The organism is Thaumasiovibrio subtropicus, assembly GCF_019703835.1.
Taxonomy (GTDB): Bacteria; Pseudomonadota; Gammaproteobacteria; order Enterobacterales; family Vibrionaceae; genus Thaumasiovibrio; species Thaumasiovibrio subtropicus.
This window is the reverse complement of sequence record NZ_AP023054.1, coordinates 2850851-2874116: the sequence shown is the minus strand read 5'-3', so window position 1 is coordinate 2874116 and position 23266 is coordinate 2850851. Positions and strand designations below refer to the sequence as shown.

At 48.1% G+C, this 23266-nt stretch carries 17 protein-coding genes, 6 tRNA genes and 3 rRNA genes; 15 read left to right on the top strand and 11 right to left on the bottom strand.

What is annotated here, in order from left to right; translation table 11 throughout:
* The 4 genes from TSUB_RS12765 to tsaA form a co-directional block, all read right to left on the bottom strand.
* Entirely contained in the window at positions 1-1878 is a 1878-nt protein-coding gene (locus TSUB_RS12765; RefSeq protein WP_087019206.1) for a DUF294 nucleotidyltransferase-like domain-containing protein, read from the bottom strand.
* 106 nt (positions 1879-1984) lie between these two features.
* Positions 1985-3595 carry a putative bifunctional diguanylate cyclase/phosphodiesterase gene (locus TSUB_RS12760; RefSeq protein ID WP_087019203.1) on the bottom strand — a complete coding sequence of 537 codons (1611 nt, stop codon included), beginning with the start codon at positions 3593-3595 and terminating at the stop codon, positions 1985-1987.
* Positions 3596-3775: 180 nt separating this feature from the next.
* A complete protein-coding gene (locus TSUB_RS12755) occupies positions 3776-5491 on the bottom strand; it encodes a proline--tRNA ligase (protein WP_087019200.1) in 1716 nt (571 codons plus the stop codon).
* A 47-nt stretch (positions 5492-5538) separates the two neighbouring features.
* Positions 5539-6240, bottom strand: coding sequence for a tRNA (N6-threonylcarbamoyladenosine(37)-N6)-methyltransferase TrmO (gene tsaA, locus TSUB_RS12750; RefSeq protein ID WP_087019197.1), 702 nt, complete (start codon positions 6238-6240; stop codon positions 5539-5541).
* A 115-nt stretch (positions 6241-6355) separates the two neighbouring features.
* Here tsaA and TSUB_RS12745 point away from each other — a divergent pair, with 115 nt between their 5' ends.
* Positions 6356-6619, top strand: coding sequence for a type B 50S ribosomal protein L31 (locus tag TSUB_RS12745; RefSeq protein WP_087019194.1), 264 nt, complete (start codon positions 6356-6358; stop codon positions 6617-6619).
* 54 nt (positions 6620-6673) lie between these two features.
* Positions 6674-6817, top strand: coding sequence for a type B 50S ribosomal protein L36 (ykgO, locus tag TSUB_RS12740; protein ID WP_087019191.1), 144 nt, complete (start codon positions 6674-6676; stop codon positions 6815-6817).
* A gap of 111 nt (positions 6818-6928) precedes the next feature.
* On the opposite strand, the gene TSUB_RS12735 is transcribed toward ykgO, so the two are convergent.
* From TSUB_RS12735 to metN, 3 genes are all read right to left on the bottom strand, one after another.
* Complete coding sequence (locus TSUB_RS12735; RefSeq protein WP_087019189.1) at positions 6929-7759, bottom strand: MetQ/NlpA family lipoprotein; 831 nt, start codon at positions 7757-7759, stop codon at positions 6929-6931.
* An 89-nt stretch (positions 7760-7848) separates the two neighbouring features.
* Entirely contained in the window at positions 7849-8535 is a 687-nt protein-coding gene (locus tag TSUB_RS12730; protein WP_087019187.1) for a methionine ABC transporter permease, read from the bottom strand.
* Positions 8525-9559: a methionine ABC transporter ATP-binding protein MetN gene (metN, locus tag TSUB_RS12725; protein ID WP_087019185.1), complete on the bottom strand. Its 1035-nt coding sequence runs from the start codon at positions 9557-9559 to the stop codon at positions 8525-8527. Before metN ends, TSUB_RS12730 begins: the two co-directional genes overlap by 11 nt.
* Before the next feature lie 394 nt (positions 9560-9953).
* Between metN and gmhB the strand changes: the two genes are divergently transcribed.
* The 10 genes from gmhB to TSUB_RS12675 all read left to right on the top strand — a co-directional run bounded on the left by gmhB (position 9954) and on the right by TSUB_RS12675 (position 16819).
* Entirely contained in the window at positions 9954-10511 is a 558-nt protein-coding gene (gene gmhB, locus TSUB_RS12720; RefSeq protein ID WP_087019183.1) for a D-glycero-beta-D-manno-heptose 1,7-bisphosphate 7-phosphatase, read from the top strand.
* A gap of 347 nt (positions 10512-10858) precedes the next feature.
* Positions 10859-12409 (top strand): 16S ribosomal RNA (locus TSUB_RS12715).
* Positions 12410-12603: 194 nt separating this feature from the next.
* A tRNA-Glu gene (locus TSUB_RS12710) sits at positions 12604-12679 on the top strand.
* A 23-nt stretch (positions 12680-12702) separates the two neighbouring features.
* Positions 12703-12778, top strand: a tRNA-Lys gene (locus TSUB_RS12705).
* Positions 12779-12806: 28 nt separating this feature from the next.
* Positions 12807-12882: transfer RNA gene (locus TSUB_RS12700), tRNA-Ala, on the top strand.
* 30 nt (positions 12883-12912) lie between these two features.
* Positions 12913-12988 (top strand) — tRNA-Val (locus TSUB_RS12695).
* Positions 12989-13271: 283 nt separating this feature from the next.
* Positions 13272-16155, top strand: a 23S ribosomal RNA gene (locus TSUB_RS12690).
* Between the two features lie 88 nt (positions 16156-16243).
* Positions 16244-16359 (top strand): 5S ribosomal RNA (gene rrf, locus TSUB_RS12685).
* The 16S, 23S and 5S rRNA genes sit together here with 6 tRNA genes alongside, the layout of an rRNA operon.
* Positions 16360-16372: 13 nt before the next feature.
* Positions 16373-16449 (top strand) — tRNA-Asp (locus TSUB_RS12680).
* A 293-nt stretch (positions 16450-16742) separates the two neighbouring features.
* Positions 16743-16819: transfer RNA gene (locus TSUB_RS12675), tRNA-Trp, on the top strand.
* 139 nt (positions 16820-16958) lie between these two features.
* Here the strand turns inward: TSUB_RS12675 and TSUB_RS12670 are convergent.
* A complete protein-coding gene (locus tag TSUB_RS12670; RefSeq protein ID WP_087019497.1) occupies positions 16959-17414 on the bottom strand; it encodes a MarR family winged helix-turn-helix transcriptional regulator in 456 nt (151 codons plus the stop codon).
* Between the two features lie 93 nt (positions 17415-17507).
* Between TSUB_RS12670 and TSUB_RS12665 the strand changes: the two genes are divergently transcribed.
* From TSUB_RS12665 to TSUB_RS12655, 3 genes are all read left to right on the top strand, one after another.
* The gene (locus tag TSUB_RS12665; RefSeq protein ID WP_192867836.1) at positions 17508-18659 is read left to right on the top strand and encodes an Acg family FMN-binding oxidoreductase; all 1152 of its coding nucleotides are present in this window, start codon (positions 17508-17510) and stop codon (positions 18657-18659) included.
* 275 nt (positions 18660-18934) lie between these two features.
* Positions 18935-19264, top strand: coding sequence for a DUF1904 domain-containing protein (locus TSUB_RS12660; protein ID WP_087019494.1), 330 nt, complete (start codon positions 18935-18937; stop codon positions 19262-19264).
* Positions 19264-20118: an endonuclease/exonuclease/phosphatase family protein gene (locus tag TSUB_RS12655; protein ID WP_087019491.1), complete on the top strand. Its 855-nt coding sequence runs from the start codon at positions 19264-19266 to the stop codon at positions 20116-20118. The genes TSUB_RS12660 and TSUB_RS12655 overlap by 1 nt, the downstream gene beginning before the upstream one ends.
* A gap of 17 nt (positions 20119-20135) precedes the next feature.
* Here TSUB_RS12655 and TSUB_RS12650 read toward each other — a convergent pair whose 3' ends face one another.
* The 3 genes from TSUB_RS12650 to gloB all read right to left on the bottom strand — a co-directional run bounded on the left by TSUB_RS12650 (position 20136) and on the right by gloB (position 23236).
* Positions 20136-20825, bottom strand: a complete 690-nt coding sequence (locus tag TSUB_RS12650) for a YIP1 family protein (protein WP_087019488.1) — start codon at positions 20823-20825, stop codon at positions 20136-20138.
* Positions 20822-22408, bottom strand: coding sequence for a LysM peptidoglycan-binding domain-containing protein (locus TSUB_RS12645; protein ID WP_087019485.1), 1587 nt, complete (start codon positions 22406-22408; stop codon positions 20822-20824). The genes TSUB_RS12650 and TSUB_RS12645 overlap by 4 nt, the downstream gene beginning before the upstream one ends.
* A gap of 69 nt (positions 22409-22477) precedes the next feature.
* Positions 22478-23236 (bottom strand): hydroxyacylglutathione hydrolase, encoded by a 759-nt coding sequence (gloB, locus tag TSUB_RS12640; RefSeq protein WP_087019483.1) that lies wholly within the window; start codon positions 23234-23236, stop codon positions 22478-22480.
* Positions 23237-23266 lie beyond the last annotated feature (30 nt).

The following is a 23266-nucleotide window of genomic DNA, read 5'->3' as shown; positions in this document are numbered from 1 at the left end:
TTACCCTCTGCGATTCGCGCTGTAGCGGAATTTAAGGAAGTTCTGCGCATTGCTGAGAATTTGAAAAGCATCCTTGAGATTACGTCGCTCGAAATCAGACATATTTTCAGGTTCGATGTTGTTATCTGGCTCAATATGACTCTCAACATCAATGGCCTGATGGCGGATACGCACCATCGAGATAAACTCGAGCGCATCGCGTAAATCGTGTCCTCTGCCTTTTGGCAAGATACCGGAATCGATAATATCGTCGAGGCGTTCGAAGGAGTTTTGTGCCCGTGAACCACAGGCTAACGCATGGACGCGAATAAGGTCCGCGAGCGGCGCTGTCCCTCGACGTTTTAAGTTGATGGAATTGTTGTGGCGGCCATCTTTTTCCATCACGAAATCTTTGAAGAACCCTAATGGCGGTGTGCGATTAATGGCGTTGCGAGCGAGACAAGCTAAGAAACGGTTGTTTCGGCGCGCACGGCGAACAATAAAGCTATTGAGTTGTTCAGCCCATTTTGTTCGACCATAAATGCCATCTAAATCGAAGAAGATAGAGCTGTTGAGTAAGGCTTGAGGCTTAGGGTTATCAATCCAATCCGCAAAGCAGGCTTCCCACTCGGTACGCGTCTTACGCCATTCAGGGTTTGAAGCCATAATATCGCCAGTGCAATATTTGTAGCCACAGGCTGCTAGACCGTCGCAAACAAACTTAGCCAATGCCGCATAGTACTCACCATGTTGGCTTTCCTCATAGCTGTCGTCCAAAATGATGGCGTTGTCTTGGTCTGTCACTATTAACTGTTCATCGCGAGCCATGGAGCCTAAGGCGAGAAAACAATAAGGCACCGGTGGTTTACCCAGTGATTCTTCGGCAAGCTCAATCAATCGCTGTTTGAAACTGCGGCCGATAACAGCCATCGCGCTACCCACCATATGTGAGTTAGCATCTTCATTGACTAGGCGTACGAAGCTGTCTTTGACTTGTTCAGAAAGCGTAATGAGTTCTTCTGTGCTTTGTTGTTGGAAGATGGAGCTGACTAAAAGTAGGCTGTTTTGAGATTCATAGCGAACGATATCGGTCATCTCTACGATACCGATTGGGAGCCGATTACGCATTACAGGGACATGGTGAACGTTGTAGCGCAGCATGGTTAGCATGGCTTCATAAACGTAGGCGTTGTAATCCAGCGACACTAACTCCGTGGTCATGACATCACTGACCGGGGCACCAACATCGACCCCTTCTGCTAATACTCGCGTACAGAAATCACGCTCGGTAAGAATGCCAACCAGGTTACTTTCGTCTTCTTCGATAATCTCAGGATCTTTGATCAACAGTGAACTAACAGACTCCTCCGCCATAATTTTTGCTGCGGTCTGAATGTCCGTATGGTTCTCAATGATCACGGGTTCCCGAGTCAATAATGTTCGGACTTTTGAGGTGGTGAGGTCATTGGCATCTTGTTGAGAGGAAACTGCCTGACGCAAACGAGCCCTATCTTCAATTTCAACAAAATCTGCGAAACTATCTTCTTGCTCGTACAGTGATTTGAACAAGGTATTAGGAATACAGTAAACCAGGGTGTCTTCTATCGCTTTTGCGGGCAGGCGCACTTGGTTGTTCATCAACAAGCCCATTTGGCCAAAGATATCCCCTTCATCTAAGCGATTGTAGAGCTCGCCACGACGGCGATAAATTTCAACCACACCACTACGAATCAAATAGAGGTCTTGGATCTCGTCTCCAAAGTTGAGAATCATATTCCCGGCTCGAAAATAGGCGATCTCGATGTGTGATGCGACTTCCTGTTGTTGCTCTTCAGTTAGCGCATTAAATGGCGGGTGTTTAGCGACAAATTGTTGAATGTCGTTGAGCTCTGCTTGCATCGCGGTCTTCCTAGATTGAGCCTGAGGGGTATCAGTAAACGGGGGAGTGAGGCCCGTTTACTGAGAATGTAGTGAGTATACCGAAATGCAATGTCGAGGGGAGGGGTTATCCGTTGATAGATTGTTGAATTGGGAAATTGTCTTCTAGCCAATGACTGAAGTCGTCGCATGAGAGGGGTTTGGTAAACCAGTAGCCTTGGAGTAAGTCGCAACCAAAGTCGGTCACCATCTCAGCGTGCTCTTGCTCCTCAATCCCTTCCGCAACGACAGGGACATTAAACTGCTGCCCAATGTACTGAATCGCTTGAATAATCACCTGATGTTGATGGGAGTTGTTGCGAATAAAGCCTTGATCGATTTTTATCTGACTGAAAGGGATGGAGGTTAATAGAGATAAAGAGGAGTATCCCGTACCGAAGTCATCCATACTGAGTTTTACCCCGATATGGTGCAGGCCATCAATGACTTTCTTAGACGTCGCTGAGTTTTCAATGATGGCGTTTTCAGTGATTTCTAACACTAAGTATTGCGGGGGGATCGGATGTGCTTGCAACACTTCACGGATGAAGTTAAGGAAGTCCTCGTCTTCAAGATCGCGCACTGACACATTGATTTGTAAGTTGAAGCTATAGCCCATTTTTAGCCAGTTACAGTACTCAGAGAGTGCTCTGGCAATCACCCAGCGGGTGATGGTACGCATTAGGGCGGTTTGCTCGGCAAAGGGAATAACGTCGTTGGCTGGTAGTAAGCGCCCTGATGGGAGCCGCCAGCGAATTAACGCCTCGACACCTGCGAGTTGATGATTATGACTGTGGAAGAGCGGGTGGTAGTGAATCTCAAACTGATCGTTTTCTACCGCAGTCGTGAGCTTGGCGTTGATATCAAAACTCTGCTGCTGGTGGTCATTCATCGCAGGGCTATAAAAAACATAGTGGCGTTTTAGGCGTTTGGATGAGTACATTGCGATGTCGGCGCAGCGTACTAGTTGCTCCATATTGCGACCATCAATGGGGTAACGAGAGACACCGATGCTGGCCGACAGTGAAATGTGTTGATTGGCGACGGAGACCGGTTTTGTTAACAGTTCGCTCAAGGCGATACAGTGCGTGCCAATGGCGTCTTTATCGTCGGTTTCTATTAACATTGCAAACTCATCGCCACCTAGGCGGGCTGCATAAAATTCTGCACTGTAGTTTTTTAGGCGCTCGGCAAAGGCTTGAAGTAGCTTGTCGCCCACCTGATGGGTTAAAGAGTCATTGATGCGTTTAAAGTCATTGAAATCAAGCAGCAAAACAGAAAAACAGCGTCCGGTATGTTCCGACAATGCGATGACTTGTTCGAGTTTTTGCATCAAATGGTGACGATTAGGCAGTTTCGTCAGTGTGTCGTGTTCCGCATCAAATCGCGCGAGTTCACGTTCGTTGTCGAGGCGCTTGATACTTTGAGAAGAAAGACGAATGGTCGAAAAGACAAACAACCCGCCTAAAGACAGAATAGCACTCAATAAGGTATCACTCAGACCTGTTGATGGTTCTATCATCAGTAAAGTGGCGTGACCACTATAACCGATGATAAAGAAGACCATCATGTAGACTAACAGTGTCCAACTACCGTCTGGATCTTGGCGTTTTATGCGAAACGCGGGGGCTATAGAACTTGCAACTAGAATAAGCCCAGTGAGAGTGAGCACCAGATTCATCAGCTTTATCGTGAGCACGAACAACCTTCCCTTATGCGCGATGTGCAAAGAGTATAGTTGAAGATCTTCACTTGCTTCTGAGTGATACTGTGTCAAAACTCAGACAATGTTCGTTTTGTTAGAGTCAATGACCTAGAAACAAAAAAAGCCCGCTAAATTAAGCGGGCTTAGATGTACTGAAAGGTAACTATATCGCGATTAAACGAGTTTTGCCTTGATGAAGTCTGCGATTGCATCAGCAGCAACCGGCTCTTTCTCACCCGTACGGCGGTCTTTGTATTCGACTTCGCCATTTTTCAAGCTACGGTCACCGATGACAACGGTGTGGGGCACACCAACAAGCTCCATGTCTGCAAACATGACGCCAGGGCGCTCTTTACGATCATCAAACAGGACTTCAATACCTGCAGCTGTCAGGTTCGCGTAGAGCGCTTCTGCAGCTTCACGCACAGCTTCAGACTTGTGCATGTTCATTGGTACGATAGCCACTTGGAAAGGCGCTAATGCGTCTGGCCAGATGATGCCGTTTTCGTCGTGATTTTGCTCGATAGCAGACGCCACCACGCGAGATACACCGATACCGTAACAACCCATTTCTAAAATGGTGTTTTTGCCGTCAGCACCTAGTACGCCACAGTTCATTTTCTCTGAGTAGTTTGTACCTAGCTGGAAAATGTGACCAACTTCGATACCACGCTTAAGCATGATAGTACCGTTGCCGCATGGGCTTGGATCACCTTCAACGACGTTGCGGAGATCTTCTACCTGACCGAGTTCAACATCACGACCCCAGTTGATACCGAAGTAGTGTTTATCATCGATGTTTGCACCAGCGCCAAAGTCACTCATTACCGCAACGGTACGGTCAACGATGAATGGCAGTTCAAGACCGACAGGACCTAGAGAGCCAGGGCCCGCACCAATCAATGCACGGATCTCTTCTTCCGTTGCCATCTCCAATGGTGAAGCCACTTCTTTCAGGTTTTCCGCTTTTACTTCGTTTAGCTCGTGATCACCACGGATGATCAACGCAATAAGGTCGGCATCTACTTCATCAGACGCTTTAACGAATAGCGTTTTCACCGTTTTTTCGATTGGTAGCTCAAATTGCTCTACCAGTTCAGCAATGGTTTTTGCATTTGGTGTATCAACCAGCGTCATCTCTTCGCTTGGTGCTGCACGTTCAGCGGTAGGTGCAAGCGCTTCTGCTTTTTCAATGTTTGCGGCGTAATCAGATTCTGTTGAGAAGGCAATTAAATCTTCGCCACTTTCTGCGAGAACGTGGAACTCGTGTGAGCCACTGCCACCAATAGCACCGGTGTCAGCCAGAACCGGGCGGTAATCGAGCCCCATGCGGTCAAAGGCTTTACAGTATGCTTCATGCATCGCTTCATAGGACTGTTGCAGGCCATCTTTGTCGAGGTCGAAACTGTAAGCGTCCATCATGCAGAATTCGCGTGCACGCATAACACCGAAGCGTGGACGACGTTCGTCACGGAACTTCGTTTGAATTTGGTAAAGGTTAAGTGGCAGCTGTTTGTAAGAGCTTACCTCGTTACGGACCAAGCTGGTGATCACTTCTTCTGCTGTCGGACTTAATACAAACGGACGCTCATGGCGGTCAGTCAGTCGAAGCAACTCCGCGCCCATTTTTTCAGAGCGGCCAGTTTCTTCCCAAAGCTCGAAAGGCTGAACAACGGGCATCAAAGTCTCAACAGCACCTGCATTGTTGATCTCTTCACGAACGATGTTTTCGACTTTACGCAGGACGCGCAGACCGGTCGGCAGCCAGGTGTAGAGACCTGAAGCAAGCTTGCGGATCATGCCGGCACGTAGCATCAGCTGGTGGCTGATAACTTCTGCGTCGTTTGGTGTTTCCTTCAGAGTAGACAGAAGGTATTTACTGGTACGCATTGATGGTATCCGTTGGTTGAGGTTAAAAAATATGACTCGCTAGTGTATCAGTCATTTGTGGATTGGCAAACGGCTTCCACGGCTGTGACGATGACCTTTTGTGCATTTACTTTAAATTTCACGTTAAAGCGAAAGAGGTGGACAGCATATTCCTTCTCATCAGGTTTACTTTTCTTATAAGCAGGCCGCGGATCTTGTGAGAGCACTTCTTTAATGACTTGCTGTTGATGAGGAGTGAGGTGTTGAGCTACCTGCTCGTTAATCATTACATCAAGAGTTGCGGGTTCCTCATTGGCAAATCCGCCAATGGCTTCGGGGTGGCTGTCGGAGTAAGGGATATAAGGTTTGATATCCATGATCGGTGTACCGTCAACGAGGTCGACACCACCTAATTCAAGAATGACCTGACTGCCTTGAATACGCACACCTTTAAGTGTCACTGCTGACATGCCTATCCCATTTGGACGAAAAGTGGCTCGACTTGCAAAGACGCCAATACGCTCATTGCCACCTAGTCGAGGTGGCCTGACAGTAGGGCGCCATCCGGCTGCCAAGTTTTGGTCAAACATAAAGAGCAACCACAGGTGGCTGAATTGTTCGATGCCTCTAACGGCTTCGGGGACATTCGCTTCGCCACAGAGGTGTAGTTCTGCAGTGGCACTGGGTACAAGGTTAGGTTGACGTGGTACGGCAAATTTCTCTTTGTAAGGAGAGCGAATGATACCTACGGGTTCGATGGAAAACGGCATGGTGTTCGGTCATTGATGAAAAGAATCGATAGCCTAGCACAGAAAAAGCTGGACATATTAAGTGATAATCATTATCGTTCGCTACGTTATATTGTAACAATAAAGGAATGCAGCTATGAAACAAGGTATTCATCCTGAATATCGCACAGTGGTCTTTCATGACACTGCCGTTGATAAGTACTTCTTGATCGGCTCAACGCTGAAAACAGAACGTACGATTAAGTGGGAAGATGGTAAAGAGTACCCTTACTTCACTTTGGATGTATCTTCAGAATCGCATCCTTTCTATACCGGTAAGCAGCGCGTTGCGAAAGCCGAAGGCCGCTTGGCTACCTTTAGCCGCCGCTTCGGTAGTTTCTCTAGTAAGAAAGAGAAGTAACACACCGCTATTTACGCTCGCTGTTTGGAATTAGGAAGTCTAAGGAGAAGTAAGATGCAGGTACTAAGCTCACTGAAAAGCGCAAAGAATCGTCATAGAGATTGCCAGGTCGTTAAACGTCGAGGCCGCATCTATGTGATTTGTAAGTCAAACCCACGCTTCAAAGCCGTTCAAGGCAAAGTAAAGAAGAAGCGTTAAGGTTTTTTATCTGATGTTGGCGCATAAAAAAACCTCTGCTTGTTGAGCAGAGGTTTTTTTGTGGGTGTGCTAAATGAGGCAATGAGCGTACTTTGGGTACGCCCATTAAAATTACCAACCTTTAACGACACCACCTTTGAAGATTTCAAGTGCTGCTTGATGAACTTCATCGGTTTGGTAAGAGGCAACGAAGGTTTTGATTGCTTCGTCGTTGATGTTGTCTTCACGTGCAACAACAAGGTTCACGTATGGAGACTCTTTGTCTTCAACGAACACGCCATCGCGCTCTGGCGTTAGGTCGATGCTGCTTGCATACGTTGTGTTGATGATCGCGAGATCAACATCTTGCAGTGAGCGTGGTAGTTGCGCGGCTTCTAGCTCGACAATTTTGATGTTTTTCGGGTTTTCGACGATATCAAGTACCGTTGCAAGTAGACCAACACCTTCTTTAAGCTTAAGAAGGCCTTGCTGCTCGAGTAGGATCAGAGAGCGACCAAGGTTAGTAGGATCGTTTGGTACCGCAATTTGAGCACCTTCTTGAATCTCTTCTACACTTTCAACTTTGCTAGAGTAGCCTGCAATTGGGTAGACGAAGGTGTTACCAGCGATAGCCAGTTTGTAACCACGATCTTCGATTTGCTTGTCTAGGTATGGCTTGTGTTGGAATGCGTTCGCATCAATAGAGCCTTCATCAAGTGCTGCGTTTGGGGTGACGTAGTCAGTGAAAGTAATCAGTTCCACGTCTAGGCCATGCTTCTCTTTTGCAACGCGCGCTGCGATTTCAGCGACTTGCTCTTCAGCCCCCGCCATTACGCCGACTTTGATTTTAGTTACTTTGACTTCTTCTGCTGCTTGCTCTGGTGCTTTGTCACCACAACCTGTTAGCGCCAATGCAGACGCGATACCCGCTGCAGCTAAAAGAGACTTCAAATTAAACGCCATAATTTACTCCTTAATTTTGTCTGCACCGCACTCCGGCGGTGCTGCCATCATTGTGTTTGTCTTTAATGTTTAGGGTGTCAAATTGTTGCTTATCGGTGATCGACTTTGTTCACAAGTCGGTCGCCGAGGGATTGAATCACTTGTACTAGGATAACCAAAAGTACAACGGTAATAGCCATAACAGTGCCATCAAAACGCTGGTAGCCATAGCGGATACCCACATCGCCAAGGCCACCACCACCGACGGTACCCGCCATTGCCGAGTAGCTTACAAGTGTTACCAGTGTAATGGTCACAGCATTAATAATGCCTGGCAGTGCTTCAGGGAGTAGCACTTTTAAAATAATCTGACTCGGGGTTGCGCCCATTGCTTCGGCCGCTTCCACAAGGCCTGAAGGGACTTCCATGAGTGCCCCTTCAACTAAGCGCGCAATAAATGGGATAGCAGCAACCGTCAGCGGTACAACTGCCGCTGCGGTTCCAATCGAACTTCCCGTCACGAAACGTGTAAAGGGGATGATAGCGACGAGGAGAATGATGAAAGGAATGGAACGGCCAATATTGACGGCAATGCCCAATACTTTATTCACTTTAGGTGCCGATAGAAGGCCACCCTCTTTGGTGATATGAAGAGAAACACCAAGCGGGATGCCAATCAAGAATCCGATCAAGCCAGAAGCAAAAACCATGATAAGGGTTTGCCACGTTGCATCGATCAGTAGGCTGACCAAGCGGTCATTTTCCGCAAACCACGCGGAGACTGAATTAATCAACATAACCTAATACCTCTACTTGTACTTTGTGGTCTCGGATGAAGGCAAGCGCCTTCTCTGTCGCTTCTTCCGTGCCGCAGAGCTCGGTAAGCAACAGACCAAATTTCATGCCGCCAGCGTAATCAATGTCTGAGCAAAGGATATTGGCATCAATATTAAATTCACGCGCAACTTGGCTTAGCAAAGGTGCATCTACAGAAGCGCCAGTGAACTCTAAACGGACTAGCGGGTATCGGTTATCTCCGCGTTCTTTGGTGAGACGACGTTCATAGTCTTCAGGGATAGAAAGATCTAACGTTGAACGAATGAACTGACGAGCAAGGTCTGTTTTAGGATGCGCAAAAATGTCTGCGACAGGGCCTTTTTCAACTAACTCACCGTCACCAATAATAGCGACTTCATGACAGATGTTTTTGACGACATCCATTTCATGAGTAATGAGCAGGATAGTCAGGCCAAGTTGTTGGTTAATCTTTTTGAGAAGCGCCAAAATCGACTGCGTTGTCGCCGGGTCAAGGGCACTCGTTGCTTCATCACAAAGCAATACTTTAGGGTCACAGGCTAGCGCACGGGCAATCGCGACACGCTGTTTTTGACCGCCACTGAGATTGGCTGGGTATGACTCGTGTTTATCGCTTAGGCCAACGAGGTCAAGTAACTCTGTCACTTTGCGTGTAATCTCAGCGTTGCTTTTCCCGGCCAGTTCTAAAGGAAGTGCAACGTTAGCAAACACAGTACGAGACGACAGCAAATTAAAGTGTTGAAAAATCATACCGATTTTACGACGAGCTTGCGTTAACTCTTGATTGGAAAGGGCAGTAAGCTCAGTGCCGTCTACGGTAATGGTGCCTGAAGATGGGCGCTCTAAAAGGTTCACACAACGGATAAGGGTACTTTTACCCGCACCTGAAGCACCAATGACACCAAAGATGGTGCCTTGCGAGATTGTTAAATTGGCATCTCGTAGGGCATGGATTTGCTTATTGCCCTGCTGGAACACCTTGTTGACTCGGCTGATTTCAATCATCCCACGTCCTGATTTATGCTGCTGTTGTTTGCTTTTCCAGTACAAAATTGTGCTGCACTGGTTATATTGATGGAAATGATGCTAAGGCGTCTAGACGGCCAAGTCAACAGAAATATTTACGTCTAGACGTCTAAACGCGCGAGAGATGCAGGGTTATTCTGCAAGGGTAAAGATGAATACGCGTGTCGGACGCACGATAATTTACTGATATACTCTAGCCACCGCATGGGGCTTGCTCAGCGAGAATTTTCAGGTTTGTCAGCAAAGCATCGCTATGAATGCCTTGCAGATTAAATCATAAAGCCGTAACAAAAGATGACGGTGCTAGAAAACTCGTTCGGTGGAAAGCGTCTTGAGGTGGCTTGAGTATACTGTAATTAATGAGGGCAATACTGTGGCAAAAGCGGCTGTATTTATCGATCGTGATGGTGTGATCAATGTTGATCACGGTTATGTACATACCACGGATGATTTTGAATACATCGAAGGGGTCTTTGAAGCCTGTAAGCAGTTTAAAGCAATGGGCTACTTATTGGTGCTGGTGACTAACCAATCAGGTATTGCGCGAGGCATGTTTACAGAGGATGAATTCCTCACCCTCACCGAGTGGATGGATTGGAACTTCGTTGACAATGGTGTGGAATTTGATGGCATATACTATTGCCCTCACCATGCTGAAAAAGGGCAAGGAGACTACAAAGTAGATTGTGATTGTCGCAAGCCGAAACCGGGAATGTTTAAATCCGCACAAGCATTTTTGAAAATCGATATGGCGAAGTCAGTGATGATTGGCGATAAAAAGGAAGACATGATGGCTGCTGAAGCGGCGGATATTCCTACTCGCATTCTCGTACGGTCAGGTAAACCTGTTACTGCGGAAGGCGAAGCGCTAGCGAGTGTGGTGGTTGATAGCGTTGCAGATGTACCTGCCTACCTAAAATCAGAGGCTTAATGTGTGTTTAGCTTAAAATGTCGGCAGTTGGGTTTTTTTTGTCATTTTTCTCTTGCGGATATTTTTAAGCTCCCTATAATGCGCCTCCGTTGTCACGAAAAACACAGCGTTCTTCGCTGAGTTACCAAGTAAGACAACAACGTTCTTTAACAATATGACCATGCAATCTGTGTGGGCACTCGTTGAATAGATAGTCAAAACTGTTTGTCTTCACTTTTAAAAAGTGAAAGCAAATATGGCATCAATGATACTAGTGACCAAATTAAGACTTCGGTCTTAGCACAGTCAATTCGTTCATTACTTCGGTAGTGAATATCAGTATTCATTGAGTCCAAATCAAAAATCTTTAATTGAAGAGTTTGATCATGGCTCAGATTGAACGCTGGCGGCAGGCCTAACACATGCAAGTCGAGCGGAAACGACTTAACTGACCCTTCGGGTGACGTTAAGGGCGTCGAGCGGCGGACGGGTGAGTAATGGCTGGGAACCTGCCCTAACGAGGGGGATAACCATTGGAAACGATGGCTAATACCGCATAATCTCTACGGAGCAAAGAGGAGGACCTTCGGGCTTCTCGCGTTAGGATGGGCCCAGTTGGGATTAGCTAGTAGGTGAGGTAACGGCTCACCTAGGCGACGATCCCTAGCTGGTTTGAGAGGATGATCAGCCACACTGGAACTGAGACACGGTCCAGACTCCTACGGGAGGCAGCAGTGGGGAATATTGCACAATGGGGGGAACCCTGATGCAGCCATGCCGCGTGTATGAAGAAGGCCTTCGGGTTGTAAAAGTACTTTCAGCAGTGAGGAAGGTTTAGTAGTTAATACCTGCTAGATTTGACGTTAGCTGCAGAAGAAGCACCGGCTAACTCCGTGCCAGCAGCCGCGGTAATACGGAGGGTGCGAGCGTTAATCGGAATTACTGGGCGTAAAGCGCATGCAGGCGGTCTGTTAAGTCAGATGTGAAAGCCCGGGGCTTAACCTCGGAACCGCATTTGAAACTGGCAGGCTAGAGTCTTGTAGAGGGGTAGAATTTCAGGTGTAGCGGTGAAATGCGTAGAGATCTGAAGGAATACCGGTGGCGAAGGCGGCCCCCTGGACAAAGACTGACGCTCAGATGCGAAAGCGTGGGGAGCAAACAGGATTAGATACCCTGGTAGTCCACGCCGTAAACGATGTCTACTTGGAGGTTGGAATCTTGAATTCTGGCTTTCGGAGCTAACGCGTTAAGTAGACCGCCTGGGGAGTACGGTCGCAAGATTAAAACTCAAATGAATTGACGGGGGCCCGCACAAGCGGTGGAGCATGTGGTTTAATTCGATGCAACGCGAAGAACCTTACCTACTCTTGACATCTACAGAAGCTTGAAGAGATTCGAGTGTGCCTTCGGGAACTGTAAGACAGGTGCTGCATGGCTGTCGTCAGCTCGTGTTGTGAAATGTTGGGTTAAGTCCCGCAACGAGCGCAACCCTTATCCTTGTTTGCCAGCACTTCGGGTGGGAACTCCAGGGAGACTGCCGGTGATAAACCGGAGGAAGGTGGGGACGACGTCAAGTCATCATGGCCCTTACGAGTAGGGCTACACACGTGCTACAATGGCGCATACAGAGGGCGGCCAACTTGCGAAAGTGAGCGAATCCCAAAAAGTGCGTCGTAGTCCGGATTGGAGTCTGCAACTCGACTCCATGAAGTCGGAATCGCTAGTAATCGTAGATCAGAATGCTACGGTGAATACGTTCCCGGGCCTTGTACACACCGCCCGTCACACCATGGGAGTGGGCTGCACCAGAAGTAGATAGCTTAACCTTCGGGAGGGCGTTTACCACGGTGTGGTTCATGACTGGGGTGAAGTCGTAACAAGGTAGCCCTAGGGGAACCTGGGGCTGGATCACCTCCTTAACGATAAGACTGCTGTTAAATGCAGTGTCCACACAGATTGCTTGGTCGTAATGTGAAGAGTGTCGGGTAGTGTTTTGCACTATCCCTATTAGTGTGCCCAACACACTAGTAAAAAGTGAGATGATGTCGTTCCTCACAGGTTCGTCACTCGCTAACACAAAGTTTGCAAAACATGTTTTGCAGACAAACTCAGTGTCCCATTCGTCTAGAGGCCTAGGACACCGCCCTTTCACGGCGGTAACAGGGGTTCGACTCCCCTATGGGACGCCACTTCTCTTTTGAAGTGACAAGATGGGTCGTTAGCTCAGTTGGTAGAGCAGTTGACTTTTAATCAATTGGTCGCAGGTTCGAATCCTGCACGACCCACCATCTTCTCCCAAGAAGATGTAATAAAAATGGGGCTATAGCTCAGCTGGGAGAGCGCCTGCTTTGCACGCAGGAGGTCAGCAGTTCGATCCTGCTTAGCTCCACCATCTTCTGCCACGAAGATGTAAAACTATTGTGGGCGATTAGCTCAGTTGGGAGAGCACCTCCCTTACAAGGAGGGGGTCACTGGTTCGAGCCCGGTATCGCCCACCACTCTCTAAAGGTTTTTCCTTAAGAATCTTTAGAAAGTGCAAGCTAACAAGCTTCACATGCTCTTTAACAAACTGGAAAGCTGACTAGTAAATTCAATCGAATAGATTGAATCGTTCATTGAAAAATGAACAAGTTCTCAAATCGTATTTACGCAAGTAAATACAACAAACACATTCAAGTGTCTTGTATTGAGTCCGGCGAAAACATGTAAACCTTGGTTGCTGTCATACGCCTATGTGTCTTCACTTTTGTAAAGTGAAATAAAGACGCCTTGGGGTTGTATGGTTAAGTGACTAAGCGTACACGGTGGATGCCTTGGCAGTCAGAGGCGATGAAGGACGTGCTAACCTGCGATAAGCCATGAGAAGACGGTAAGAGTCACTATACTCATGGATTTCCGAATGGGGAAACCCGGCCGCATAAGCGGTCATCATAACGTGAATACATAGCGTTATGAGGCGAACTCGGGGAACTGAAACATCTAAGTACCCGAAGGAAAAGACATCAACAGAGATTCCGAAAGTAGCGGCGAGCGAAATCGGAGTAGCCCTTAAGCTGGCTTGGGATTAGGTGAAGGCTCTGGAAAGTGCCGCGATACAGGGTGATAGCCCCGTAACCGACAATCCCTTATCAGTGAAATCGAGTAGGACGGCGCACGTGAAACGTTGTCTGAATATGGGGGGACCATCCTCCAAGGCTAAATACTCCTGACTGACCGATAGTGAACCAGTACCGTGAGGGAAAGGCGAAAAGAACCCCTGTGAGGGGAGTGAAATAGAACCTGAAACCGTGTACGTACAAGCAGTGGGAGCCCTTCGGGGTGACTGCGTACCTTTTGTATAATGGGTCAGCGACTTACATTCTGTAGCAAGGTTAACCGCATAGGGGAGCCGTAGGGAAACCGAGTCTTAACTGGGCGTACAGTTGCAGGGTGTAGACCCGAAACCAGGTGATCTAGCCATGGGCAGGTTGAAGGTGAGGTAACACTTACTGGAGGACCGAACCGACTAATGTTGAAAAATTAGCGGATGACTTGTGGCTGGGGGTGAAAGGCCAATCAAACCTGGAGATAGCTGGTTCTCCCCGAAAGCTATTTAGGTAGCGCCTCGGACGAATACTACTGGGGGTAGAGCACTGTTAAGGCTAGGGGGTCATCCCGACTTACCAACCCTTTGCAAACTCCGAATACCAGTAAGTACTATCCGGGAGACACACGGCGGGTGCTAACGTCCGTCGTGGAGAGGAAACAACCCAGACCGCCAGCTAAGGTCCCAAATTACTACTAAGTGGGAAACGATGTGGGAAGGCTCAGACAGCCAGGATGTTGGCTTAGAAGCAGCCATCATTTAAAGAAAGCGTAATAGCTCACTGGTCGAGTCGGCCTGCGCGGAAGATGTAACGGGGCTAAGTAGTAAACCGAAGCTGCGGCAATGCATTTATGTGTATTGGGTAGGGGAGCGTTCTGTAAGCTGTTGAAGGTGTGCTGTAAGGCATGCTGGAGGTATCAGAAGTGCGAATGCTGACATGAGTAACGATAAAGGGGGTGAAAAACCCCCTCGCCGGCAGACCAAGGGTTCCTGTCCAACGTTAATCGGGGCAGGGTAAGTCGACCCCTAAGGCGAGGCTGAAGAGCGTAGTCGATGGGAAACGGGTTAATATTCCCGTACTTCTTACAATTGCGATGGAGGGACGGAGAAGGCTAGGTGGGCCTGGCGACGGTTGTCCAGGTTCAAGTATGTAGGTTGGGTGTTTAGGCAAATCCGGACACCTAAGACTGAGATACGACGTCGAGCTGCTACGGCAGTGAAGTCATTGATGCCATGCTTCCGGGAAAAGCTTCTAAGCTTCAGATTGTAAGGAATCGTACCCCAAACCGACACAGGTGGTCGGGTAGAGAATACCAAGGCGCTTGAGAGAACTCGGGTGAAGGAACTAGGCAAAATGGTACCGTAACTTCGGGAGAAGGTACGCTCCTGTCGGTGAAGTCCCTTGCGGATGGAGCTAACGGGAGTCGCAGATACCAGGTGGCTGCAACTGTTTATTAAAAACACAGCACTGTGCAAAATCGAAAGATGACGTATACGGTGTGACGCCTGCCCGGTGCCGGAAGGTTAATTGATGGGGTTAGACTTCGGTCGAAGCTCTTGATCGAAGCCCCGGTAAACGGCGGCCGTAACTATAACGGTCCTAAGGTAGCGAAATTCCTTGTCGGGTAAGTTCCGACCTGCACGAATGGCGTAATGATGGCCACGCTGTCTCCACCCGAGACTCAGTGAAATTGAAATCGCAGTGAAGATGCTGTGTACCCGCGGCTAGACGGAAAGACCCCGTGAACCTTTACTACAGCTTGGCACTGAACATTGAGCCTACATGTGTAGGATAGGTGGGAGACTTTGAAGCGTTGTCGCCAGATAGCGTGGAGTCATCCTTGAAATACCACCCTTGTATGTTTGATGTTCTAACTTGGCCCCATTATCTGGGGTGAGGACAGTGCCTGGTGGGTAGTTTGACTGGGGCGGTCTCCTCCCAAAGCGTAACGGAGGAGCACGAAGGTGGGCTAATCACGGTCGGACATCGTGAGGTTAGTGCAATGGCATAAGCCCGCTTGACTGCAGAGACTGACAAGTCGAGCAGGTGCAAGCAGGTCATAGTGATCCGGTGGTTCTGAATGGAAGGGCCATCGCTCAACGGATAAAAGGTACTCCGGGGATAACAGGCTGATACCGCCCAAGAGTTCATATCGACGGCGGTGTTTGGCACCTCGATGTCGGCTCATCACATCCTGGGGCTGAAGTCGGTCCCAAGGGTATGGCTGTTCGCCATTTAAAGTGGTACGCGAGCTGGGTTTAGAACGTCGTGAGACAGTTCGGTCCCCTATCTGCCGTGGGCGTTGGAGAATTGAAAGGGGCTGCTCCTAGTACGAGAGGACCGGAGTGGACGAACCTCTGGTGTTCGGGTTGTGTCGCCAGACGCATTGCCCGGTAGCTAAGTTCGGAATCGATAACCGCTGAAAGCATCTAAGCGGGAAGCGAGCCTTGAGATGAGTTCTCCCTGGCAGTTTAACTGTCCTAAAGGGTTGTCGTAGACTACGACGTTGATAGGCAGGGTGTGTAAGCGTTGTGAGGCGTTGAGCTAACCTGTACTAATTGCCCGTGAGGCTTAACCATACAACACCCAAGGTGTTTTATCGGACTTAATCGCGCTTGAATGTGAAGAAGAACACTAGCCAGTTTTCATAGTTTGAACAAAATTTTGCTTGGCGACCATAGCATTGTGGACCCACCTGACTCCATGCCGAACTCAGTAGTGAAACGCAATAGCGCCGATGGTAGTGTGGGGTCTCCCCATGTGAGAGTAGGACATCGCCAGGCTTTGAATTAGTGCGGAGTGGTAGTTCAGTTGGTTAGAATACCGGCCTGTCACGCCGGGGGTCGCGGGTTCGAGTCCCGTCCACTCCGCCAATCATTGAGTCCCTAGCAGCAATGCTGGGGACTTTTTGTATGTGCAGTATAGAGCGGTAGTGAGGCTACCGATGGTAATCTTGGGGTCGAGTAAAACGACAACGGTGCGTGCATTTGACGATAGTTCCAAGCTGATTTCTAATTTTCTGGTCAAAATTTATTCAAAAATGGCCTTTATTTCAATGAATTAACATTGATTTGCCCTTTATGGAAAGAAATGAGATCTCGTGCGTAATTGTTTTGTTCACAATCGTTGTATTTATGCTGAATACCTTTTACAATGCTTGCGCTTTAGGGGTGTAGCTCCAATTGGCAGAGCAGCGGATTCCAAATCCGCGTGTTGGGAGTTCGAATCTCTCCACCCCTGCCATATTCAAGGCTCTAGCAGAAATGCTGGAGCCTTTTTCGTATGTGCCAAATTTAAGTTTGTGTTACTGCGTAATAGCCTCAGACTAGGCGTCCCCGTCTAAAGACTGGGGCTTTTTTGCATCTGTTGCTTCTGCGTTTTTTTACAACCCTCGGTTGTTATCTAGCCAAGTCTTGAGTTTGTTGACTTTGGCGAGTGTTTCTTGCATCTCATCTTCTTCCCATTCTGCAAACACTTCTGCCATGAAGGGTTGAAAGCGCATGTACGCCTCTGAAACTTTCTTCAGTCCGTTTTGATTGATGTTGACCCACTTCTTGCGGCCATCATTACTGTCTTTTTGTATTTCTACGAGTTCCATTTCATAGAGTTTGTTGACGATCTTGGTGACTGCTGGCTGGTTCATCTGCATGACACGAGTAAGCTCGCTGACTGTCACTGCTTTTTCACTATGGCGTGCAAAGTGGGAGAGGACATTGAATTGGGAGATACTGAGGCCGAACTGGCCAAGGTGACGCATTAAAAAACTATCGGTAAGTTGATGTACTATTCCTAATGAAATGAAAAGGTTATTGGCAAGGTCATTTTTTGCATTAGGCATGATTACATATTCTCTCTTGAAATTACATTCCTTGGAATGTAATGTTTATTCCGTGGAATGTATTTTAGCGTGAATCATGATGGAGAAGAAGTGATGAACAGACGAAATTTTATAAAAGTCGTGGGTGCAGGCACTGTCGCTATGGTGGCACTACCTCATGTAACGGGGCTGGGAGACGGGGTTGAGCTTGGTGAACTTCGTCCTGCTCTTGATCAGTCTGACATTCGCATGCTGTTATTGAGCTACGCGATGCTCGCGCCAAATCCGCATAACACACAGGCTTGGAAGGTACATTTGATGGATAAAAACACCCTTCGTCTGTTTGTTGATGAAACGCGCCTCTTACCAGAAACGGATCCTATCTATCGACAAATACATGTTGGACAAGGCTGCTTTATTGAGAATCTGGTGATCGCAGCAACGCAGTTTAGCATTCGCGCTGAAGTCGAATATTTTCCACAAGGCAGCTATGACAACCAGAGTCTGGCTAACTTACCTGTTGCCGATATTCGTTTAGTCGCCGACGAATCTGTTACGCCCAGCCCGTTGTTTAAGCTATTGACCACCCGTCAGTCGAATAAGACCGTTTATGGTAAAACGCCACTGCCGACAGAGACGTTAGCTCAACTTACTTCGGCTATTGCGATGGCGGGTTTCGGGCTCGACATGATAGATGCGCCATCTCAACGCCAACAGATGGAGCAGTTTTTGGTGAAAGCGATGGAAATTGAAGAGAGCAAATCGACACGCACACTAGAAACGATTTCGATGTTTCGGTTTAACGATGAAGAGTTCCAGCAGTATCGTGACGGTTTTGGTTTACCGCAAAATGGCATTAATGGTATTAAACGAGTCATTGCAGAGTCGTTTTTCTTGAGTCGAGAGAGTGCAGAGAAAGACCCAGTCGCTTTTGGTAAAGAGAGCGTCAAAACGGTGAAAAAGGTTGTGCTAGATAACCCACATTACGCGTTACTCATCAGTGATGACAACAGTCGACTTAGTCAGGTTAAGGCAGGGCGTATGTATTGTCGTTTAAACCTAGTGGCAAGTCGCCTTGGAGTATCTATTCATCCTATGAGTCAGATATTGCAAGAGTACGAGGCCATGCTGCCACTTCAAGCAGAGTTCAAACGGGCTTATGGTGTGGCGAAGTCGCAAACCGTCCAGATGTTGTTCCGTGTTGGCAAGGCCGATCCTACCCCGCCTGCGCCAAGAAGAGATGCGAACGATATCGTTGTGGCTTGAGCAGTGGAATGGTTGCTGATTAGGAGCTGGCAATCCAGCAAGGGTTCAGCTTACTTTGATAGTCTAGCTGCCATACTCAAGTCACCTCGAGTATATTCATTGCCCAAGCTTACAGAAAGCCAGATGATGAGTGTCCACGTCGTTATCGACTGCGAAGGATTATCAGCACTAACATTGCCAATAAAGTGCATAACATCAGCTAGGATCATTTAATACGCACAAGGATGAGTGGTAGTATGCCGTTTTGTGTCAGCATTATTGATTAAGAGGTTGTTATGCCACACTTACGTATTCGCGCGGTCGAGAGCAACATAGTTCAACAGCTTTCAACGGCTTTCGTTGACCAACTGCAGCCATTGATGGACTGCCCTCGTGAAGACTTTACGATAGAACTCGTCGCAACGCAGTTTTTCGCGGAAGGCGAAAAGACGCAGGCATATCCCTTTGTTGAAGTCCTTTGGTTTGATCGCGGCCAAGAGACACAAGATCAAGTCGCAAAGATCATCACGGATCTGATCAAATCTCAGTATGCTTGTGATGATCTCGCGGTCATTTTCACGGCACTTACCCCAGCGACTTATTACGATAATGGCGAGCATTACTAATGCAGTCTAAGCGACGTCAGCTGTTTGCTGTCTCGGCGATTGCTTTAGCGGTTGCGGGTGTTGGGTCATGTAGCTTCATGGGTATGAGTTTTGATATCCCTCAAGAGGCACAAGTTATGACCCTGACCAGTGAACAGCTGCGTTGTTTTGAAGCCAGCAGCGAACTTACTCAGCCACTTGATGTGGACGGGGTGTTGCGCCTGTCTGTTTGGAATATCTATAAAGGTGCGCTGCCTGGGTGGCAAGAAGAGCTAGACAGTCTAACGGCAAAATCTGACCTCGTGCTACTTCAAGAAGCCAGTTTACATGAAGATTTTCGTCACTATCTAGATAGCAAGCAGTGGCAAGTTGCGATGGCGAATGCCTTTTCGTTGTTTGATCAAAGTGCCGGTGTCCTTAACCTATCGCGTGTTGAAGCACTTCAATCTTGCGCTTACCTGACCACAGAGCCGTGGCTACGTCTGCCTAAGTCGGCACTTTATGCGGAGTTTCCCTTGAGTACTGGCGAGGTGCTGGCGGTTGTGAATTTGCATGGTATTAACTTCACGCTCGGTACTGAAATTTATGCCGAGCAACTGGCGCGCTTAGCACAGGCTTTGTCAGAGCACGAAGGGCCAATAATCGTGGCAGGCGATTTTAATACTTGGCGAAAAGGACGACAAAAGATAGTGGAAGCCTTTGCCGAAAAGCTTGGAATGCAACATGCGCAGTTTGGCGATGATTATCGAACGCGTGTTTTAGGTCGTCCTCTCGATCACCTTTTTTATCGTGGTTTGACGCTAGAAAACGCAGAGGCACCGGAAACCGATGCCTCTGATCATAACCCGCTTTGGGCGCAGTTTCGTCTGGGCTAATGCTAGCCCCTTCCTCGTTAGAACAAAACGATGCTGATAGGCCAGATAATTAGGAGTCCTAGCCAAGGGAGCAGGGCGACGCTCATTGCGTGCCCACGTTGGAAGCTGGTTGTCATACTGAGGGCGATATAGCTGAGTGCGACATACCAAGGCATTAGCAGTGGTATGGTTTCAGCAAAACTTGCCCAAGGATGATTCATCGGCAGTTTCAACAGACCATTTAAACTATTGAGGTCGGCTGTGTTAGGCATCACTTGTCCATAGTTGAACAGGACATTGACGTAGCTGGCAACATCCCCAATCACCATAGGCAGAAAAATAAAGCAACTTACGCCTAGCCAGCGAAGAAAGCCGAGTTTGTTTTCTTGCTCTCGCGTCGCTAACGTAAACCACAGTGCCATAAACAATATGACGGCGGTGCGACCCACAATATCTTTGATCACTTCGCTGGTGAGTAAGAGGTCGATGGTCAACCACTCTGTATTTTCACCATCAGCAAAGAAAGGATTTTGCGCGACGATATTGTTAAAAAGCCAAGTTTGATTGACTAAATCAAAGTAATAGCCCCAAAACATAAAGGGGCTAAGAATAATGAACAACCAAGCAAACCATCCCCACTTCGGGCGTTGAAACACCCCAGCTAAACACTCTGCGGGAGAGCGAAACAGGTCAATCAAAGCGATGAAAGGGTTGGCGGATGGCGTCATGCACTTACCTTAGTGACATCAATGTGTAGCGTTAACTTCTGCCCTGGGCGTAAGTACTTGCTCGTGTCGAGATTGTTCCATTTTACAAGGTCAGACACGCGTACTTTGTAACGGCTAGCAATGGTACTTAAGCTATCGCCGCTGCGTACAGAATAGCTGATAGTACGGATAATGCCTTCGCTATTACTTGCTTGTTGGCTTGCTGCGCTGCCTTTTTGCCATAAGGTTAACGTTTTACCTGCACGCAATGTCGTGTTGCGAGAGATGCCATTCCAGCGGGTAATTTGGTCGATGGACACGCCGTGCTTGCGTGCAATGGTCCACAAGCTATCGCCGGACTGAATCACATACTCCACTCGGTGTCCCGTGCCATGTGAAGTCTGTTGTGTCGTACGTGCAGACGCCAATGCCGAACCATCTTGCATCGCAACCGGAATCATTAGGTGGCGACCAGCACGCAGCGCCGTTGACTCCATGTTGTTTGCTTTCATGATAAGGTCGGTGCGGGTGTTATGCTTTTCTGCCAATTGGCTTAAGGTGTCGCCGGGTTGAATTTCATAGCGGATCAAGTTCATGCCCTGATTGTTATTGGCTGTGAACTGTTCATTAAAGCGTGCTGCATTTTCAAGTGGGAGCAAGAAGTGATTAGTCCCCGAAGGTGCGGTAGCCCATTGGTTATAGGCCGGATTTAAGCGCTGCAACGCTTTGACATCCATGCCTGCATATTTGGCGGCAAGGCCAATATCCATTTGAACGCCCGGCTCAACCAGTTCAACGACTTGTTTATTGGCAATAGCTGGGATCTCAATACCATATTCGTCGGCATTGGAAATAACGTCTGCAACAGCGAGAAGTTTTGGCACATAATCACTGGTTTCACGCGGTAATTTTAGTGCCCAAAACTCGGTAGACTTGCCTTCTGCTTTATTGTTGCGAATCGCGCGGAACACACGGCCTTCCCCAGTGTTGTAGGCAGCAAGCGCATGTAGCCAGTCACCGTCAAACTTCTTCTGAAGATAATCAAGGAGGTCCAATGCCGCATCTGTCGATTTCACTACATCACGACGGCCGTCATACCACCAGTTTTGCTCAAGACCAAACGTTCGGCCGGTTGGCGGGGTAATTTGCCATAGACCCGCGGCGCGACCGTGTGAGTAAGCAAACTGGTCAAAGGAACTTTCAACAATCGGTAGCATGGCAAGTTCAAGCGGGAAACCACGCTCTTCCACTTTTTCCGTGATTAAGAAAAGGAAAGGTTCAGCGCGCTCAGCGACGGTTTTTAAGTGAGTTGGGTGACGAAGATACCATTTGCGGTAGTATTCAACGCGGTCTTCATCTGGCACCTCTAGAGAGAGTTGCATCGTGATGCGATCCCAGACGTTTTCTTGTTGCTGTGGTGTCAGGGCTTTTACCACTGGTTTTGAAACAGCGTCCGTCTGTTTTGCTGTTGCGTTGCTACCCGTTTGCGTTGTAGCAGCGTCTGCCGGTTGATTCTGTTCAGGTTGCGAGGTGTCTACTGTCGTATTCGACAGTTGGCAACCGGCTAAGAAAAGCGCGCTTGCTACTAGTAATTTCGATTTCATAATTGAGTCTTTTGCCAAAACGGTCGTGAATCATACTGGTCTAGCCCACAGATGCACAACCCTTGTTGGTTAAAAATTGTCCTTCCAATGCCTGAGTTGTGTAAAAGTTTCGATATCGTCGCGATTTTGCGTGCGATCCATCACAGACTGCTTGACGGCATCGAGATGACAACGCAGGAATGGATTCACTGTTTTCTCGTGACCAATACTGCTGGGTAAGGTGGGGAGTGATTGGGCTCGAAGGTGGTTGACCTCGTCGCGGTAGGTCTGTAGCGCTTCATTGTCTGGGTCTACTACTAAAGCAAAAGCGATGTTGCTGCTGGTGTATTCATGGGTGCAGTAGACGAGGGTCTCTTCTGGCAACTGGGCCAAACGCTGCAGAGAATGATACATCTGCTCTGGTGTGCCTTCGAACAGGCGTCCACAACCGGACGCAAAAAGGGTATCGCCGCAAAATAGCTTTCCATCGCCATAAAAAGCGATATGGCCAAGAGTATGTCCAGGCACATGAAGCACGCTGAAGTTAAGGCCAAAGAGGTCGAGTTGGTCTTCATCGTCGAGTTCGACAGTTAAACCCGGAATTGGGTCATGTCTTGGCCCGATAACCTTACAGTTAGGAAAGTGACGTTTGAGCTCGCTGATGCCACCTGTGTGATCCGCGTGATGGTGGGTAATAAGTATGGCATCAAGGGTCATCTCATGCGCAGACAAGTAATCAAGGACGACACGTGCATCGCCCGGATCGACAACCACGGCACGTTTATCTTGATTGTGAATCAGCCATATGTAATTGTCGTTAAATGCAGGTATGCTCTCAACTGTAAGCATGGATCATCCTTTCTAAGGTATTGAATAGTC